At 48.9% G+C, this 18,394-nt stretch carries 16 protein-coding genes (1 of these 16 only partly in view); 5 read left to right on the top strand and 11 right to left on the bottom strand.

All coding sequences use genetic code 11. The features are described from left to right. Positions 1-28: 28 nt before the first annotated feature. On the bottom strand, positions 29-1,033 hold the full coding sequence (locus Pan241w_RS03940) for a DUF1559 domain-containing protein (protein WP_145211263.1): 1,005 nt from the start codon (positions 1,031-1,033) through the stop codon (positions 29-31). 348 nt (positions 1,034-1,381) lie between these two features. After that, positions 1,382-1,957, bottom strand: coding sequence for a 3'-5' exonuclease (locus Pan241w_RS03935; protein ID WP_198000313.1), 576 nt, complete (start codon positions 1,955-1,957; stop codon positions 1,382-1,384). A gap of 246 nt (positions 1,958-2,203) precedes the next feature. Between Pan241w_RS03935 and Pan241w_RS03930 the strand changes: the two genes are divergently transcribed. From Pan241w_RS03930 to Pan241w_RS03920, 4 genes are all read left to right on the top strand, one after another. Further along, on the top strand, positions 2,204-4,222 hold the full coding sequence (locus tag Pan241w_RS03930) for a C1 family peptidase (RefSeq protein WP_145211261.1): 2,019 nt from the start codon (positions 2,204-2,206) through the stop codon (positions 4,220-4,222). Between the two features lie 136 nt (positions 4,223-4,358). Beyond that, positions 4,359-6,533, top strand: a complete 2,175-nt coding sequence (locus Pan241w_RS03925; protein WP_145211258.1) for a tetratricopeptide repeat protein — start codon at positions 4,359-4,361, stop codon at positions 6,531-6,533. A 100-nt stretch (positions 6,534-6,633) separates the two neighbouring features. Next, on the top strand, positions 6,634-6,780 hold the full coding sequence (locus Pan241w_RS29255; protein WP_198000312.1) for a hypothetical protein: 147 nt from the start codon (positions 6,634-6,636) through the stop codon (positions 6,778-6,780). 314 nt (positions 6,781-7,094) lie between these two features. After that, positions 7,095-9,341 carry a tetratricopeptide repeat protein gene (locus tag Pan241w_RS03920; RefSeq protein ID WP_145211255.1) on the top strand — a complete coding sequence of 749 codons (2,247 nt, stop codon included), beginning with the start codon at positions 7,095-7,097 and terminating at the stop codon, positions 9,339-9,341. A gap of 16 nt (positions 9,342-9,357) precedes the next feature. Here Pan241w_RS03920 and Pan241w_RS03915 read toward each other — a convergent pair whose 3' ends face one another. From Pan241w_RS03915 to Pan241w_RS03895, 5 genes are all read right to left on the bottom strand, one after another. Next, on the bottom strand, positions 9,358-10,623 hold the full coding sequence (locus tag Pan241w_RS03915) for a tetratricopeptide repeat protein (protein WP_145211251.1): 1,266 nt from the start codon (positions 10,621-10,623) through the stop codon (positions 9,358-9,360). Positions 10,624-10,685: 62 nt separating this feature from the next. Next, positions 10,686-11,192, bottom strand: a complete 507-nt coding sequence (locus tag Pan241w_RS03910) for a hypothetical protein (RefSeq protein WP_145211249.1) — start codon at positions 11,190-11,192, stop codon at positions 10,686-10,688. Between the two features lie 47 nt (positions 11,193-11,239). After that, on the bottom strand, positions 11,240-11,533 hold the full coding sequence (locus tag Pan241w_RS03905) for a hypothetical protein (RefSeq protein WP_145211246.1): 294 nt from the start codon (positions 11,531-11,533) through the stop codon (positions 11,240-11,242). Between the two features lie 342 nt (positions 11,534-11,875). Beyond that, on the bottom strand, positions 11,876-13,201 hold the full coding sequence (locus Pan241w_RS03900; protein WP_145211242.1) for a Gfo/Idh/MocA family protein: 1,326 nt from the start codon (positions 13,199-13,201) through the stop codon (positions 11,876-11,878). A gap of 256 nt (positions 13,202-13,457) precedes the next feature. Further along, the gene (locus Pan241w_RS03895) at positions 13,458-13,859 is read right to left on the bottom strand and encodes an SMI1/KNR4 family protein (protein WP_145211239.1); all 402 of its coding nucleotides are present in this window, start codon (positions 13,857-13,859) and stop codon (positions 13,458-13,460) included. 141 nt (positions 13,860-14,000) lie between these two features. Here Pan241w_RS03895 and Pan241w_RS03890 point away from each other — a divergent pair, with 141 nt between their 5' ends. Then, on the top strand, positions 14,001-15,128 hold the full coding sequence (locus Pan241w_RS03890; RefSeq protein WP_145211236.1) for a tetratricopeptide repeat protein: 1,128 nt from the start codon (positions 14,001-14,003) through the stop codon (positions 15,126-15,128). A 259-nt stretch (positions 15,129-15,387) separates the two neighbouring features. Here Pan241w_RS03890 and Pan241w_RS03885 read toward each other — a convergent pair whose 3' ends face one another. From Pan241w_RS03885 to Pan241w_RS03870, 4 genes are all read right to left on the bottom strand, one after another. After that, positions 15,388-15,870 (bottom strand): hypothetical protein, encoded by a 483-nt coding sequence (locus Pan241w_RS03885; RefSeq protein WP_145211233.1) that lies wholly within the window; start codon positions 15,868-15,870, stop codon positions 15,388-15,390. A gap of 56 nt (positions 15,871-15,926) precedes the next feature. Then, on the bottom strand, positions 15,927-16,580 hold the full coding sequence (locus Pan241w_RS03880; RefSeq protein ID WP_145211231.1) for a hypothetical protein: 654 nt from the start codon (positions 16,578-16,580) through the stop codon (positions 15,927-15,929). A gap of 14 nt (positions 16,581-16,594) precedes the next feature. Further along, positions 16,595-17,701, bottom strand: a complete 1,107-nt coding sequence (locus Pan241w_RS03875) for a hypothetical protein (RefSeq protein ID WP_145211228.1) — start codon at positions 17,699-17,701, stop codon at positions 16,595-16,597. A gap of 160 nt (positions 17,702-17,861) precedes the next feature. Further along, positions 17,862-18,394, bottom strand: partial view of a DUF1573 domain-containing protein gene (locus tag Pan241w_RS03870; RefSeq protein ID WP_145211225.1) — the 3' portion only. The gene runs 466 nt beyond the window's last position; only the last 533 of its 999 coding nucleotides appear in the window; the start codon falls outside the window, past its right edge; it ends in the stop codon at positions 17,862-17,864.

The raw sequence follows: 18,394 nt of genomic DNA, 5'->3' as shown, positions 1-18,394 counted from the left end.
TGGCTACGAAATCTGGCTCAGCATTGCTTTACCACTCGCCGGTCACCCGTTCGCCATCGTTTCGTACACAAAGTTGACGAAAGAGATTGGCATCAATATTTTTGGCCATGGATTTCGTAGAGCCATCCGCAAGTGCAAAATGAGCGACATCATCATGGAAGGAACCAAAGGTCAGGAAAAATGCAGTATTCTGTTCTGGCATACCATCAAAGTTATGCTGCTCATGAAATGTGGAACTCCCATCAGAGTTCGCAACATATCCTGCGACAGCACTATGGCTGTCTGCCCAGAATCCAAAAGAGGATTCACCAAACATCAGAGTGTTGGTGGTGCCATCACCGATATCTCGAATACGGGTTGCACTGTTAGGTCCGAAAATCCCCCCCTTAAATCGACGGGTATAAGGGACCACTGGCAGGGTCCCTTCAGTATATCCACCCACGCCACGATAATTGCAATAGCCAAGTCCACGCGGCCGATTCGTTGGAAGAGATGCACTCGGGCAAATAAAGCTCTCAATCGCTACTGTACTGGCTTCTTTACTGTCGTTTGAAAATTTAAACTGATCGTAATCAATGTTAATGGTAGCCTGATCCAACTCAGCAAGCATCAATGCTTGCCAGCCCCACCACGGAGAAACTTCCCATTCAGTCAGACGATACTGGGTGATCCGGTTCCCATTGGAATCAAGTTGATCTGTATCGAGGGGAATGACGACATCTTCATTAAATGCGACATTGGCATTGTTGATTGGTGCCGGAGGAGCGATTGGCTGGCCGTTCATGTCAAGCTCTAATATCTCAACCCAGCCCGAAGGCAGACAGCGGAATGAGCTCTCATAGTTGAACGCGGCCAGACCAAGCTGTTTCAAATTATTGATGCACTGTGTACGACGGGCACTCTCCCGGGCTCTTTGAATCGCAGGCAGCAACATTGCAGCCAGCAAGGCAATAATCGCCATCACTACTAATAACTCAATCAGAGTAAAACCACGGCGAGATGAGTGCTTGGAATTCGGTACTTTAGTGTGCATCGATAACTCCCTTAATGTGATTATCGTTTCTCAGACTGATGCAGTTGTGACGGGTCTGTCATTTCAAAAAGCGGTTTCGCGAATCGGTTTCGCTCAATTCCCATTTTCTACCCTGACCGCAATGAAGTCAATTAGGAATCCACTGTCAAATAGGTAGATTGGCCCAGAACCTATGAACAGGTTATTATATACAATCAACCAGATGAAAGCAAATAGTGACTTTAAAATTGTTTCTGCTTTTTTCAGATCGATCTGCATTTCGCCCTACCATTTTCCACACCGGGGCGAATCCGTGACGTGCTTCGGCTGACTGATTCTATAACGAAAAGCCGCGTTCTCCGACTACCGCTATTTCTTCCCCATAATCCAGGGCATCAATCGGGCCATATTCCGCGCATCATCAATGCCCCGATGATGCGTCCCTTCCAAGGAGATTCCCGCCAGTTTCAAAGCTCGGGCCATGCCATAGTTTTTAGGATACCCCTGAGCGCGGGAAAACTGTTTTTTGAGATTCAGATGGGCAGAAGGAAAGGGATAGGGAATCTGATGGTATCGGCAATCCTGTTGAAACTGCGATTTATCATAGTCACCCCAGGAACAGAATAAGGCGGGTGCATAAGAGGCCATCCACTCTGTCAGCAGACTTAGCGCTGCAGGAAACTGCGGTGCATCAGCCACTTCGGACTGCTGAATCGAGGTCAACTCAGTACAAAACGGCGTTAACTGGGGGTGCCGGACCGGCTGAATGAACGTCTGAAATTCATCGACTGCCGACAGCGAATCGCGGTCGACTATCACGGCCCCGATTTCAATGATCTCCATTTCATTGCGGGTCACCGACTGCCGATTACAGCAGGTCGCTTCCAGATCAATGATCAAAAAATAGGGATACTGACAATACTCTTCCATGAACTGATTCATCATTGACTCTTTCTGTTGAGAAGACCTGCTTCGCTTCTGATATTTTTCATGCTTGTTTTATTAAATCTTCGTAACGACAAAGTAAAATGCAAGCAGGTTCACTTCGTCTACGCCCCCACATGAACGAGAGCCCACATTTCCCGGAAAATCTGCTTGACCCATACCATTCTCCCAGTAAGATAAATACGAACACCAATACATAATGACACATTTCTACAAACAGCATTCTACTGAAGAGGGGACGTTTTCATGGCCCGTAAAAAAACAAAACCCGTCACACTCACAGAGCGAACACTGGATGCCCGGCCTGACACACTCGACTTCCGCGACCGGATGTTTGTCCCGACCCTGACGGAAGTACCCACATATCGCCCGCTGGAAGATTATCAGCAAAAGAATGTTCCCGTACTTGATCAGGGCGTCGAAGGAGCCTGCACCGGCTTTGGACTGGCCACGGTAGTCAACTGTCTGCTTATGACACGCAGAGTGGTTCCCGATGCCACACCCGTGAGTGCCCGTATGTTGTATGAGATGGCCAAGCGCTACGATGAATGGCCCGGCGAAGGGTATTCCGGCTCCAGTGCACGCGGCGCAATGAAAGGCTGGCACAAGCACGGTGTCTGCACCGACGTACTCTGGCCTTACAAAGCTGGACGAGTGGATGACAACCTGACACCCGCACGCGCCGACGATTCCAAACACCGGCCCCTCGGTGCGTACTTTCGCGTGAATCATCGCGACCTCGTCGCCATGCACTGCGCAATTCAGGAAGCGGAGATCCTGTATGCGACGGCCATCGTGCATGAAGGCTGGAACAAAATCGGTTCAGACGGAACCATCCCTCACAAAACCAAAATACTGGGAGGCCACGCGTTTGCCATCGTCGCCTATGACAGCGAGGGTTTCTGGATTCAGAACTCCTGGTCCACAAGCTGGGGACGGGGCGGCTTTGCGAAAATCACCTACGCCGACTGGCTGGAAAACGGGACCGACGTCTGGGTCGCCCGGCTGGGTGTCCCCATTGAACTGCAAACCGCCGGCGCCATCGCCCGCGCCAATGCGGAAGTCGCCACTTCGAGCGTGGGTTATACATTCCACGACATCAGGCCGCACATTATCAGCATCGGCAATGATGGTCGCCTCCGTGAAACCGGCACGTATGGAACCTCCGAAGATGCGGTCAAGAATATCTTCGAACAGGATATTCCCCGCGTGACCGCCGGCTGGAAAAAGAAACGCATCCTGCTTTACGCTCACGGCGGTTTAACCGATGAAAAATCCGCCATCCAGCGCGTCGCCGACTACCGACAGGTTCTACTGGATGCGGAAATTTATCCACTGGCCTTCATCTGGAAAACCGATTACTGGACGACGCTGGTCAACATTCTGAAAGACGCCTTGAAACAACGCCGCACGGAAGGCCTGCTGGATACAGCGAAAGACTTCATGCTGGACCGACTGGATGATGCCCTGGAACCTTTGGCGCGCTTCCTCACCGGCAAAGCACAGTGGGATGAAATGAAAGAGAATGCGCTGGCTGCATCTACCAGTGCGCAAGGGGGCGTGCGAAAAATGGCGCGTCACCTGCAAAAACTGATCAAGGATGACAACTCGATTGAACTGCACATCGCCGGTCATAGTGCCGGCTCCATCTTCATGGCTCCCCTGATTCAACTGCTGTGCACCAAAGGAAAAATCAAGAGTGGTCCCATGAAAAACAAAACCGGCCTGGGACAATCCGTTTCCACCTGCACGATGTGGGCGCCTGCCTGCACGGTCGAACTCTTTAAAGAGACCTATCAACCCGCGGTCGAAGGCGGCAACCTGTCGAAATTCGCGCTGTTCACACTGACCGATAAAGCCGAGCGGGACGATCACTGTGCGAAGATCTATCACAAATCACTCCTGTACCTCGTCTCAAACGCGTTTGAAGACGAAGCCCGCGTCCCCTTGTTCCGAGACGGAGAACCGATTCTCGGCATGCAGAAATTTATTGAGCAAGATCCGGACCTGCAAAAATTCTTCAAGCGAAAATCGGCAGACTGGGTTCGCTCGCCGAATACGAACGACGCCGACCCGAAATCGTTTTCCACTTCCCTCAGTCACGGCGGCTTCGACGACGACGAGGCCACCCTCGCCGCGACCTTCGCCCGCATCCTGCAAACTAACTTCCAACAGATGGCGAAAACCGAAATGCCGATGCACGCCTCACAAAATGCCCTCCGCGCGACCCGCATGGGCATTGAGGCCACCGAGTGGGAAGTCTGAGGCAGACAAGGACTTCCCTCTAGTGGTGAATCTGATCTCACGCGTTTGTTAAATCCTGTATTGCTTTGTCGGCTTGAGGCAGACAAAATGAGTCTCTGGTAAGGGATTTCCGACTCAATTCAATCGAGATTTTCTGATGGATCGAAATACGTCGCCTCACTTTAAGAGACAGTCACTTCTCTGTTTTATCTGTCTGTGCCTCTTGACAGGCTGCGAAACGAAAGAGGAAGTCAGCACGCCGTCTATCTCCACCAAAGTGAATTCCAGTAAAACCACACACACGAATGGTGCACCAGATCAGGCCCCTCAACCCTGGCAGACTCCGGAAGACCTGCTGCTCTTTGTTACCCGGCATCAACCCTCAGGATATGAAAAAGACTTCGACCTGGTTCAAACAGCGGTGGCATGTGTTGATGCCGAGGATCTCTCTTACGCCAGCAGGACAGTTCGCCTGATACGAATGCCGGAACTGCAAGAAAAGGCACAGAAGCGACAAATCCTCAAACTGATTTATACAGACCGCAACGCGCAGGCACTGAAACTGGTGGAAAAAATGGATTCCCCGACTGAACGTGGCAGGGCGCAGCACCGAATCGCCTCGAAAATGATCAAAGACGGTGCTGTCACACAGGCCCGCAGCATCGTGAAACAGATGACCGACTTGAATTCCAAATACAAGGTGGTTCAATTACTGTCCCGTACATTGAAAACCGAAGCCGACATCGAACAGGCATTAAAAGAGAGCCGTTCTCAACTCGCCGAAGAACGGGAACTGACGGTATGTTGTGTCGCTGTCCGTAGGGCGAATCAAAATCAGATTCCTCAGGCAACAGCACTCCTGCGGGAACTTCGCTCTGCAGAGTATCAACAGATTGCCGCGGGTACCCTTGCGCGGTCTCAGCTGAAAGCGGGACAGATAGGCTCGGCGATGAGCCTGGTTCTCCAGGGGGTTGTCGATCCCTATGATTCACTCCGTGACGATATCTCCCGTCAACTGATGAACTCCAACAACATCGAACAGGCCATCCAGGTGGCACAGGAAATGGAGTACCTCAAGTATCAAACCAGTGCCATTTATTATATCGCCGATAAGCTATTAGAGCTCGACCAGCCGCAGCGGGCACAGGAAGTCATGCTGCTCGTCAATAAGACTTCACAAACTCAGCAGGAAGAGAAAGAACGCTTCTATTCCCTGGCCAGTTTTGCTGGTCGACTGCTGGAACAGGGGCACCTGGATCAAATCAAAGACTACGCCACTCACGTCGACATCGAAGTTTTTAGACACTACAAGTTCTTTGAGAAGCTGATCGAAGCACAGCTCCTTCAGGGAGATCTGGAACAGGCGTTACAACTCACAGAAACATTTCCGCAAGCCGACATCTACGCGGCTGCTTCGTTTCAACTGGCGAATCAGGGGAAGTTCGATCAGGCACGGGAGATCGCTTTGAAAATCAAAGACGGTTACCACCGCTCCGCGGCTCTGGCGCCTTTGGTGGTTCAACTGCTGAAAGCAAACCAACTGGACCAGGCGTTTGAAGTACTTCAGAAAATGGACGACACCGGCTTTCAATGCACGGGCCCCGAATCCAGACAATACCATAATTCTCCCCACCACTGGCACTCAGACAAACGTGTTTACGAAAAGATGATCGAAAAGCTACTGGAAGCGAACCAACCCGAACGCGCACTCGCAGTGACACAGTTGCTAAACGAACAGAAAGAACAAAGCGTCTATACGGGCTATCTCTGCGAACAGTTAATCAAACGAGAGAAGTATCAGGAAGCCTACGATGTGGCACTGAATTTTTCTGCAGAGACAAAATACCAGGCCCGAGTTTTACGAACTACCTACATCGCGCTGCAGAAAGCCATAGAACGTCAGTGGGCTCGTGAGCTGACTCAACAGACTCCGATTCCAGAGCTGAAGGCAGAGTTGCATTTGAAACTAGCCAGTAAATTTCAGGAACTCCAGGATCAGCCAGAATCCCGAAAAGAACTGCTTGCCGCCAAAAATATGATCAAGAAGCTGGAACAGACCCGTTTGAATCCGGAATGCGCACGAGAGCTGGTCTCGGCACTGATTGAAGCGGGTGAGCTGACACAGGCTGCACAGATCGCCTGTCGGATTGAGGACAAGCTCGAAAAATTACCCGCACTATATGCAGTCACTCAGGAGTTGACCAAAGGCACTCCCCTGGAATATAAGCCTTATTCTAAAGGCACAATCCGAGATCACAAACTGAAGCCCACCTTCACACCAGAAGAAAAACAACTGGCCCGCCAGATCGTGGATGCTATAAACGCGAATTGAAGCCCTTATTCTTCCCATTAAATTTGAACCTTCGCGCCTGCGGTTCGTTCAATTGAATTGTCTCCCGAAAGCCATCAATTTTTTGTAGCAGGATAACAAAATGTCATTTCTTGAAGCATTCCTACTGTTTGCAATCTTCTGCGTACTGTACCAGCAACGAGAAATTCGCCGACGTCTCAAGAAACAGCAACGGGAGATCGATCAGTTGAAAGGCAGCCCGAATTTCGATTCCCAACCAGAATCGTAGAGCGGAAAATGACGGATCGAATCCCATCGATATCGAATAATGTCTTTTCTGTTGCTGAAGCTGGTTCATGAGAATTTTCTCCGGAATCGTTCTGGAATCAAGAAAAGGCGTAACCGGGACCTAATTTTTGAGTCGGGAAAGGAATATCTGCTGACCGCCCCACCTCAGACAATCCGCTCCACAAGGTCGGGCATCAAGGCAACTGAGTGGAATGAAATCTCTTCCGAGAATTGAATCTGTTCTTGCCTCGTCGATCTGGAACAGACAAAATAGAAAACATCGGATTCCTGGCTCAATTCAAACGAAAATTCCTCATGGATCGAAACACTTCGTCTCACTTAACGATGAAGAGGCTGCTTTGTTTTGTCTGCCTGTGCCTGTTGACAGGCTGCGATACAAAAGAGGAAGTCAGTACGCCGTCAACTCCCTCCCAGATGACGGCCATTCAACCCGTAAACACTATATCAGCCAGGAAACCACAACCCTGGGAGACACCGGAAGACCTGCTGCTCTATGTTGCCCGGCATCAGCACACCGAGAATGAAAAATCCAACGCACTGAGTCAGGCGATCAAGTTTCTTATGGAAACAGACAATCTCGAACACGCTTGCGACATGGTGCAACTTCTGGATACACCCAAGTGGCAAGACGAAGCATACACACAACTGGTAACGAAGTTAATTCAAGACAACCAAATCGATTCAGCTTTAAATCTCGCCCGGAAAATTGAATCCCCGTCTCAACGTGACACAGCATTCGAGCGAATTACCTGCAATTTGATCGAAAATGAAGAAATACAACAGGCTCGAAAAATCACCGGCCAAATGTCAGGTTCGAAAGTGAAATCAAAGACACTCAAAGAAATCTGGCGTGCCCTGATAGTACAATCAGGCGTCGAACAAACATTGATCGAAATCCGGGCACTGACTGATCCGGATGAAAGGGACCTCGCCTTGGCGCTGAGTGCTACGTTTCTAGTGAAAAAGAATCCCAATCGGGCGTTGGAATTGATACCGGAAATTCAATCCGAGCAGTACCAGCAAATTGCCGCTTTCAACCTGGCCTGGTCCTTTCAGGAAACACACCAATGGAACGCAGCAATGAAGCTGACAAACAAAGTAAGTGCCGACAAAAAATCATTGATTCTCCTGCAAATCGCATTGCAAATGGCCCGAGCGAATCAAATTGAACAGGCGCTCGATGTCGCCTGGGAGATAAAAAACCCGAACCGGCAACGGGCCGCGATCTACAGCATTGCCGACGAACTGATTCAACTCCGCCAGTTCCAACGAGCACAAGATCTGGTCCTGCAGATCAATAACACAGAAGTCAAACAGGTCGATCATGAAGAACAGATTGAGCACTTGGCCTATGTTGTTTCACAGCTGGTGAAAGCAGGAGAAATTGACCGCGCCATACAACTGGCCCCACACATCGACCCTAAAGTTTACGGAGAATACATGGTCCTGGATAAGATTGTGGAATTGTTGATCAATGCAGAAAAGTGGGAACAGGCGTTGCAGCTCACTGAAACGTTTCAATCGGCTGAAGTTTATGCATCAATCTCGTCCTGTCTGGCGAAACAGAAAAAATTTCCACAGGCACTGGAGTTCGCGCTGAAAATTAAGGACGGATATCAGCAATCGACAGCATTCGGAAAACTGGTGAAACAACTCCTGGACTCCAATGAAATCGAACAAGCCTGTCAAATCATTCAGAAAATCGATAATACCGAATATCAACGGGACGACAGCATTACCTATGACTATCACGATGCGCAACATCAATGGCACACCACGGTCCCTGTCTTTCACCAGATGATTACAAAACTGATCGCGGCAGATCAAACTGACCGGGCTTTGGAAGTGACTCAGACACTGAACGAGTCAGAACAAAAATGTGAAGCGATAGAGTTTCTTGTCAGTGAACTGGTCAAAACCAAAAAATACTTTGAAGCGGTTGAAATCGCGCTGAACACATCTGCCGATCTGAAAGACAAATCCAAAATCCAACAGACCGTAGCCAATCGCCTGGTAGAGGCGGGAGAATTCCAGTTGGCTCAAAGACTGGCTGCACAGACTCACGACCCGGAACTACAGGCTGAGGTGCAGTGCGAAATCGCAATCCAGCTGGCGCGCAAAGGGGAAGTCATCAAAGCACAGGAGCTGACACAGAACCTCAATCATTTTGGCTGGAAACCAGAGGCACAGGTGGAAATTGTGTTTGCATTGATTCGATCGAAACAACTTAAACAGGCCGTCACAGTCACACAAAACATCGTACACGCCAAGTTAAAACCAAAAGCCGAGCGAGAACTGGTCACGGCGCTGCTCAATGGGGGACAACTGGAACAAGCCACCACCATCGCCTGCGAGACCTGGGAAGAACGTGACCGATTACCGGCCCTGCATGAAGTAACCCGGCAGCTAACCCGTGAATCTCTCCTGAAAAGCAACCCCTATCCTGGCCTCAAGAATCGATATCACAAACTGAAACCCACCTTCACGCCGGAAGAAAAACAACTGGCCCGCCAGATCGTGGCTGCAATCCAGGATGACTGAGACGAATGTCATTGTTTTATACTGTAATCTCCAACTTCCATTCTGCCCGCTTTTGTTCGTAGTCATTCCGGGCAGACCGATACCAGTCTGGAGGCTGGTCTTGCCAGAGATCTCCCAGTGGACCGTTCTCCCGATAGTCATCTAGTTGATCAACATCGAATTCCTGCAGTCTCTGAAAATCATTCCGTGCTGCTTGCGCCAACTCGCTAGCGGCTCTCTTGCTGACAGTCTGGGTCGGCATCGCCCGTTGATAAAGGTACGTCGCGTAGACTGCTGCCTCAGCAGCCAACACTGCGAGATCGGTGGCTTCATCGAATTCGTTTTTTCTCACTTCCTTGATCATCTGCACTGTGTACCGAAACGCGGCTGTCACGACGCTGGCCACCAAATTCCCACTCAGGAAGTTATTCGGGAATGATTCTTCTGCAATTTCTTTTTTATATTCCTCATTCGCCTCATTTCCCACACAGGCAAGAAAGAATCTCACACGCCAGACACACCGCAGCGCATATGCTGTAACTGATTTTGATTCCAGTGTTTCCAGTTCTGCTTTCTCGGGGAGAATGGCGGTAGCAGCCTTCATTTCTTCACAATCGTCGACTTCATTCAGACAGCGATAAATACGAAATTCATGTTTTTCATATCCGGGACACATCCGAACCCGTTGAAATAATTCCTGTGACACCCCCTGAGTTCTACCAGGAAGGATCTCGGCTATATATGTCGCATACGCCAGCTCAAACCAGCCGTCCGCATCATCGGGCCAAGCATCAACATACGTGGTTAAGACCGCGATCGCATCTTCAAAATAATGATGACTGGTCTCGCGCAAACTCACTCCCAGCGCCAACTGAGCCGCCTGATGCTGGGGCTCGAGTGCGAGCACCTTGCGAAAGCAATCGACGGCCTGACGCCGAAACTCGCTGAATGCCAGTACCTGGCCCAGGATAAATTGAGCCTCGACACTATCGGGCCCCCGATCCACGGCTGACATCGCCCACCAGAGGGCTTTCTCTTTCTGCTCGTACTCCAAGTAGATTTGTGAAATCAGGGTGTGAATCTGCGACAGCGCCAGCCGATCCCCCCATGTGAAATGCGAGGCAGAGAAACAGTCTGCTAACGCAGCAGAATCGTCACCCAGAGAAACTTGGAGTTGTGCCCGTTCAAATAATAAGGGGCTTAAAACCGCAGGTTCCGATTCCGTTGCGATCTGCTGATTTATTACTTCCAGCCGTTTTTGCACATCTGCTGCATTGAATATCGGATTGACGGAATCTGGCATAAGCGCTCTCAATCAAGGGGGAGAAGCTGTCGTTACGGATGACACCAGAACCTCAGACAGGTTCAGGGCGACTCCTGGGTTTCGTCTTGCATCTCTTTGGAAATGCTCCGCCTCTTCAACAACCAGCGTAACCCCGGTTCCAAGATCAGCAGCAGCACACTCTGTACCCCATAGATACTCATGAAAATGACTTGGTTCATTGTTTCTTCATTTATTGTTGATTGAGGCGGTTTTGCAGGAGGATTTGAATAATGGTTCATCAAATAGAACCCCTCCATCACCAGCGCCAGAATCAATAGCCGCAGCATGAGTGATGGTCGAAACGGCCGTTGTTTCTCACTCCAGTACAGGAGTGCCAGATCCCCCGCCAGCCCAGGAAGCCAAAAGGGAATATACAGAACTAAAGTCTCGCTGAAAAACACGGATGGTTCAGTCAACATCACGACAAGTGGAAAGACAGCCGTCCCAATGACACACGCCACTCCAAAAGCAACGTAAGGCAGCCGAGGCATCTTAACCAGCGACAGATACCACCGGGAAAACGTAGGCATCGCTTCAATAAGTTTCATCGGTTTGTGCCTCTCTCGAAATAGCGCGGAACGGTTCATATTTTCCGTCAATGCAGGCTGGCAACCAAAATCAACCACATCAGCGCGAACAGACCGAGATTGATGATGAAGGCGCGGAAGAAAAACGTGGGAGTAATCCGATCCCAGACGCCGCGAAAAATGAGCACGCAGGTATCGATGATGCCCACCACGGAAATGTAGATCGCGACGTGTACACAAAACAGAGTGAACCCGAATCCGCCGCTGCCATGCTCCACATGAGAATAGGGAATCAATACCACCGAGAAAACCAGCACGATGCACAAGAATACCCTGCGTGCTGTGGAAAATTTTGATTGCACTGATGAGCCCCTGACAGTAACGGTTTCCGGGTAAAACTGTTAACTGGAGACTCAGGCGGAAAGCAGAAAGAAACATCACGGGAAAAGAAGCCAAATCGCCGGTTTTTAGAAACACTGCAAACCAGGTTACTTAGGTCCCTTTCGAGTGTAATTGCGCCAGTTGCTCTGCGAATGCATCCATTATCTCGCGACTTTGTAAGACAAGGTTGAGTAATTTGACACAGTGAGAACTCATCCTTTTCGTGTCTTTCGTGATTTTCGTGATTTTCGTGGTAGAAAAATTCGACCTCGGCATCATCGCCCACTAAGAGAGAACCAGACAGTTCCGTCTCATTACTCCGCTCAATAAAATTTGGTCTTGCCGGGCAAGGCGACGGGGGCGACTGGTAAGGGTCCGAACGCGTATTCCGGCGGCGTCAGGTCTTCTTTAGAATTCCAGGCTTCGTCCCAGCTCACGCTTTTTCCTGTATACGAAGCCATGCGGCCCATGATGGCCATCAGCGAACTTTTGGCCGCGTACTCACCATTGCAGAGCGGCGAACTGGTCCGAATGCTGTTGAACAAAGCAGCATGTTCCTGCACGTACGGCAGATCTCTCACGCCATTTCTCTCGCGGCCGCGGGCCCGGCTGTAACGCCAGGTTTTCGCGCCGCTGAGCGTATTCCGATTCAAATCGGCGGTTCCCTTTTCGCCGAACACCAGTTGCGACGTATTGATGTCGGTGCCATCCTGCTGGCGACAAAAGGCAAAACAACGCTCGCCGCCCTTGTATTCGTAACAGATGGCATGATGATCAAAGATGTGGCCGTAGAGCGGATCGGTCCGCGACTGTCGACCGCCCAACCCGAAACATTTGACCGGATATTCTTCCTGCATAACCCAGGACATCAGATCGAGCCCATGCACGTGCTGCTCCACCAGTTGGCCTCCTGAGATCCACGTGAAGTAATACCAGTTGCGCAACTGCCATTCCATGTCACTCCATTCGGGCTTGCGGGGATGTGACCAGAGACCATTGATATTGTAGTTCGTCTGCAGAGTCACGATCTTTCCAAGCTGTCCGTCGTGAATGCGATTGACCGTTTCCTGCATGGCCTTGCTGTAACGCAGCATCAGGCCCGACATGATCGAAAGCTGTTTCTGCCTTGCCAGGCGGCACGTTTCCATTACCGACCGCACGCCGGGGGCATCCACGGCGACCGGCTTTTCGGCAAAGACATGTTTGCCGGCTTCGATGGCACGTTTCAGATGAGCGGGGCGAAAGTGCGGGGGCGTGGTCAGCAGTACGACATCGACGTCGGTATTTAATAATTTTTCATAAGCATCAAAGCCCACGAATTCCTGACTCGGATCGACGGCATACTGATCGCCGATCGATTTTTGAATGCGTGCCGCACTCGCTTTCAGTTTGTCTTCAAAGATATCCGCCATCGCGACAAGCCGCGCATTCGAATCCGCCTGCATCGCATTGACGGCGGCCCCGGAACCTCGGGAGCCACAACCAATCAGACCCACGCGCAACGTGTCCGCATTCTTTCCAGCACCAGCCCAGACCGCCGGCGCCACAGCCAACCCCGCCGCGGTCACTGTACCCGCTTCACGCAGAAACGTTCTCCGTGACACAGACTGATTTTCGTTGGGGGAATGATCTTTGGTGTGATCGTTCATGTATATCGTCTCCCGAATTCATAATTGCAACAGATTTTTGCTACTATCCAGCATGACAGAGTGCAGGTGGGATGTCCAGTAGAGGCAACAGACTCGAATGAGCTCGGCACGCAAGTTTTCCTGTGAGTTACCGATTTTTTGAGTAATGAGTAGATGTAGCACTCGAAGATTTCACGGCAATTGCGTTCAATCCAAGTCGATCATGTTTTGCCAGACACCTATCGGGGGCGCTCCCGCGGTTTCATTCCGGAAACGTTTAGCAGCAAAACCATTCTGTGAAGGAATCAAATCGTCTTTCAAATTCAGTTTTCCCTTCCAGAAAATAATACACGGCTCCATTCCAGAGAAAATAAAACTGATATCCCTGGTGCATCATGATGACAAACGAGTTCTCAGGTAGCTCTTGCATTTGACATCCCGCCAGAAGCTCTTTTCCCCATTGTTGAAGATCATTTAGTTGAGGAAACAAATAATGGCTGCCAATCAAATGGCGAATGTCAGCCTCTCGTCCCATCAGGACCAGAAACCGTCTGTAGTCCTCCGGCAGTCGAACGCCATGCATTCGCTCTAATACCGACACTTCGTTTTCTGAGCATCCCAGGACCTTGTGAGTTTCAACATGGGCTTGATAAAAGGCTTCATAAGTTTGTTCGTTCATCGCTTTCTGAATTTTTCTGGACTAACGTTGATTGGGTGACTCGAATGCTTTGATTGCAGTTCACGCCCGCCCCTTGTTATCATTTGTCCATACAGCATATAAATTTCACCACCCTTTTTCATCTGTAAATGCTTGATTCTCATGCCCGATTATTTCTATACGGCGACGAACCGGTCCGGCAAACGCAGGACAGAATGTATTCAAGCTGCCTCTGCGCAAGATGCGCTGCGTGCGTTGGAGGCAGATGAATACCAGGAAATTGTGTTGCACACCGACGATCTTGCGGCTGCAATTACTGAGATGATGCCCCGGAAAGTCTCCACAGAGAAAGGACCGATTTCCGCGGCTGACATGGTGGCCCTGCGAAACATGAGCAGTGGCGGCTTATTCCTGATGATGCTGAAGAAACTCTATCGGCGCATGTTCTGGATTTTTCTGTTGGGAAGCATTTTCATCTGGATGCTGAAGCAGGGAACGGACCGCATGGCGAGTGCGTTCGTGGCCATGCTGGTTCCTTTAATTGTGCTCCCACCGATAATAGCATTACTGACCACATTCTTAACGCCGGCCCTCAAATACAATCGTATGCTGGACGACTTGTGCTGGGGCCGCTGGAATGAAGTCCTCAAACGGCTGCCCCGACTTCGCAAAAAATTACCTCCTCTGGAAATCGCCTCTCGCAAAGCGTCTGCTCTGTCGGGGCTGGGCAGATGGGAAGAAGCGCTGGATGTCATGGCCCCTTTCTCGGATGCTGCAAAAATTCCGCATTGGGTCTACCTGACGCGGCTCGCAGAGATCGCAGAGTATGACAATCAAATGGAACGTGCGCTCGAATACCGCGTGCAGGCTTACGAAGCCGATCCGGGAAACGCTCCGCTGATCCTGGGTTATGCGAATACCCTGCTGAGGCTGGATCAGGATCTGGGGCGTGCCGAGGAACTGATTGAAGAACTCGAACAACAGCAACTCAGCGATCAACTGGAAAACGTCTTTCCCCTGGCAAAAGGGCTGCTCGAACTGAATCGGGGAAATTTTCAACAAGCGATCGAACCGTTGAACGAAACCGAACACCGCTTAAAACCTTTCGTCAAGAACCAACCCTTCTCCCGCCTCTACACCGACGTCGCCCGCGCCTACAAAGCCATCGCATTAGCCAAGCTGGGAGAAACAGAACAAGCGGAAGCCCTGTATCAATCTGCCCTGCCACGCTTGAAAGCACTCAATTCCAGACGCACGATGGAACGGTATGAGGAGGTGTTGCAGCTGTGAGCTGTTCTCTATGCTATATTGTTTCGATGGTCAATTGGCATTGAATCAACTTAAGAAAGAGATTGAATTTCAGATCGCATTTTTCAATCATTTAATTGAGCGTCATCTAAGCGCACTTACTTTTTTTTGTTTGTACGTAAAAAAACCACACTCAAACATTTCTGTCTGAGTGAGGTTTTGATATCGCAAAAGTTTGATCGTTTTCTTTAAAGTGTTTCATCCTTCAGATTATTTCTGAGGCGATTTCATGCATCCCCTTTTAACCACCTTCTGTGCAATTTGTAGTGGATGTTTTTGCTGATTCTTTCACTTTCCAGTTCATGGTTTTTTTCACACATGCATGGGGCTTACCAAAGGGTTTTTTGCAAACACAAATTGTCGTTGCGTCACACTCCTGATCGGGGCCTGAAGTGCCATAGCACAAAATGCCAGCTGCACCTGTTTTGATACAACCAAAGGCACTTCCTGTTCCTTCATACTGACCACCTCCTCCAGCTGAAACACAACTCTGCCCCACAGTCGATGCATCACAGAAATTTGCATCATTAGGTGCATCACAGGTTGTCTCGGTATTACCACAACGGTTTTTCAACTCCTGCCCATTGCAGGTAACTCCTCCAAAAACACTCGACGCCTCTGCAGAAGAGACCTCAAAACTTTCGACGCTGAAGTTAAATGCATAAGCATTAAATAAAACAGCCAAAACCAATACTTGAATGACTCCCAGTATCCCCCGTTTCATCTCATCATCTCCTGTTCAATAAACGATTTTGGACAAGTATACTGATCTGGATTGAATCAAGATCCCGTTTTTTGCATAAGAAACCGAAAGTTAACAACTGCAAGCAACGCCAAACTTACCAAGAGGCTCAGCGTCAAATAATCGTATTGCTTCGGTAACTGAACATCACCGGAATGATTGGAGATTAAAAGTGCATATACAAATTCTCCCTCATTGGTAGTGTGTTTCCAAAGTTCCCACCCTGGATACCTAAACACTCTAACATTGTAATTTTTGTCTCCTGATATACAAGCCCAATGATTTTGATTTTCATGAATTATTGCAGCAGAATCTTCATTTTCAGCCAGAAACCGCTGGATATACTCGTGCGTTGCCTTCACCTGCATAACGCGCGAACAATGTGTTTCCAGATATTTTTTACAGTCCTCTAAACTGCTTCCCTGATCCGTGACAGGGATTGATGCGCGCACGTCCGCATACGGTTGTGGAGCTCCCACTACAGTTAACGCAGCGCAAACAGCAACCGGCCCGCAAACCTGATCTTCATTCCGGTAAAGCCTTAGGTCTACATCAACCAGATCAAGCTGACTGAGACTATCGTCGGATGCAATTCCAGATGCTAAATTCTCTGCACATAACAGAGAGACGAACAGAAAAACGACAACGATGAACTTTTCAATCAATAGATGAGTCTTATCGCAATTTCTCATCGAATCTTTTTAGCCTATTGAGTTTTTCGGCGTCGCCGAAGAAACAGAAATACAAAAATCGCCAGAAAGCACACATTAAAAAACAACAGGATCGCTAAGCGATAACTGCCAATCGAAGGCGATTGAGTTACACGTTTTTTCTTACCGTAATCACGTTCGAGAACATTTTTTAATATCGCGGGATCGATGGGAGTATCACCAAATTTCCTCACGACATGCGGGTCGACACGATGATCTTCGACAACAGAACCGGGTTTAATTGATAAGCTGTCGATATCCATAGGAACTGTCTTTTTTTGTCCAATCGTGGTCGCAGTATATTTAATGCTTCCTGTAACATGTGGAGGACGCTCCTTGGCAGCTGTGCCGGTATCCTGAATCTCATAGGTACCGGACACCAGCATTCTGACTCCGGGGATGACTTCAGCGTACTCGTTATTGATTTCAGAAACATAACTCCACTGTTCGGCGTTTTCAGCTCCATCTTTTTCAACCCACTTAATTAGATGCAGGCCTGCTTCTGTATCAAAAGTAACGCTTAATCTCGGATTATGTTTCCAGTTTTTTTCAAAGAGCTTTAAGACATACTTGTCCCCCTCCTGTCTGAGAGTAATCCAAGCATTACCTTTGCGAATCATCTCGTAATACTCTCCTTTGGGGCTGAGAAATTCATTACGAATCCAGTTCAAACGATCTTCAAAATTCATCCTTTTATCAAAATACAAAGGAGCAACAAACCTCATGACAGGCTGACAGATATTTAACCATTTTTCACCATCCCCCCGCGAATCAACTGTCACTGCAGGACCATCCATTTTGATCAAAAAAGCCCCATCATCCAGTCGATTACAAGGTACAATTTCTCCCCGGTTGTTGTACTCAAACCATAAAGAGCGAGCTGTCCCCTCTACAGCATAAGTAAATTTTCGGCCATCTGGTTCAAGAATGCCCTTCCGCTCATATGAGTCTGGAACCACACTGTTTTCTTTTGAAGCAGCGGCTTCACTAAGAATGCCATCCAACTTTGATTGCACGACGTCTACACCATCTTTTTGCGTGGATACTGATACATTTTCCAGTTCATTTTGCATCAAAACAAGAAAGAACATAAAAGATATCATCGTTACCCTTTCAGCAGTCTGTTACCACATTGTCATAAATATCACACTGTGTAATCTCAACGAATTTCAATTCAATTCGTCCAATATTCTGTCACCGCAATGTCTTCGTCGTTTCCAGACTTTTTTGGTCAATTTCAAAATACGCCACTTTCTTTTCAAGCTAGCCTGGCTTCTGCAAGATAAGTTTCGAACTCACTTCTGCCTGAACGCCCCCCTGAATCACATTGATTGTTAAATTCAGTAATTTCTGATTGAGATTCGTACCATCATAATTCAGATATACGTCTGACTGCGTTTTACCTTTCGAATTCATCTTCCAATTTGAAAGCGATACCTCATCAATTTTTATGCTTTGAATTTCAATCAATTCATCCGGTGCATGTTTTACAGGTATTACAAAATCCCAAGTACCCTGTGAAAATTTTCCTGCGATGACTGATGACGTAATAAAAGGCCCCTCATGCGCATAGCCTTCTATCAGACAGGTGAGTTTTTCATCGTCTGCTCCGATGACAACCTGCTCCCGGAATTTTCCAGGAGTATGTGATCTGTCAATTATAAAGTCGACATACTTCTGGAACTCACTCAGATCCCTGACTTGTGCCGAAAGCCAGTCGGGAAGGACATTCAACAATCCACATTTCCTGATAGGTCGCCCAACTCGCTGGATCTTTATTTTACATTCAATCGGTT

This window comes from Gimesia alba (genome assembly GCF_007744675.1).
In the GTDB taxonomy this organism is placed as follows: Bacteria; Planctomycetota; Planctomycetia; order Planctomycetales; family Planctomycetaceae; genus Gimesia; species Gimesia alba.
The sequence above is the reverse complement of the archived record's forward strand: the minus strand, read 5'-3'. Positions and strand labels throughout refer to the sequence as shown.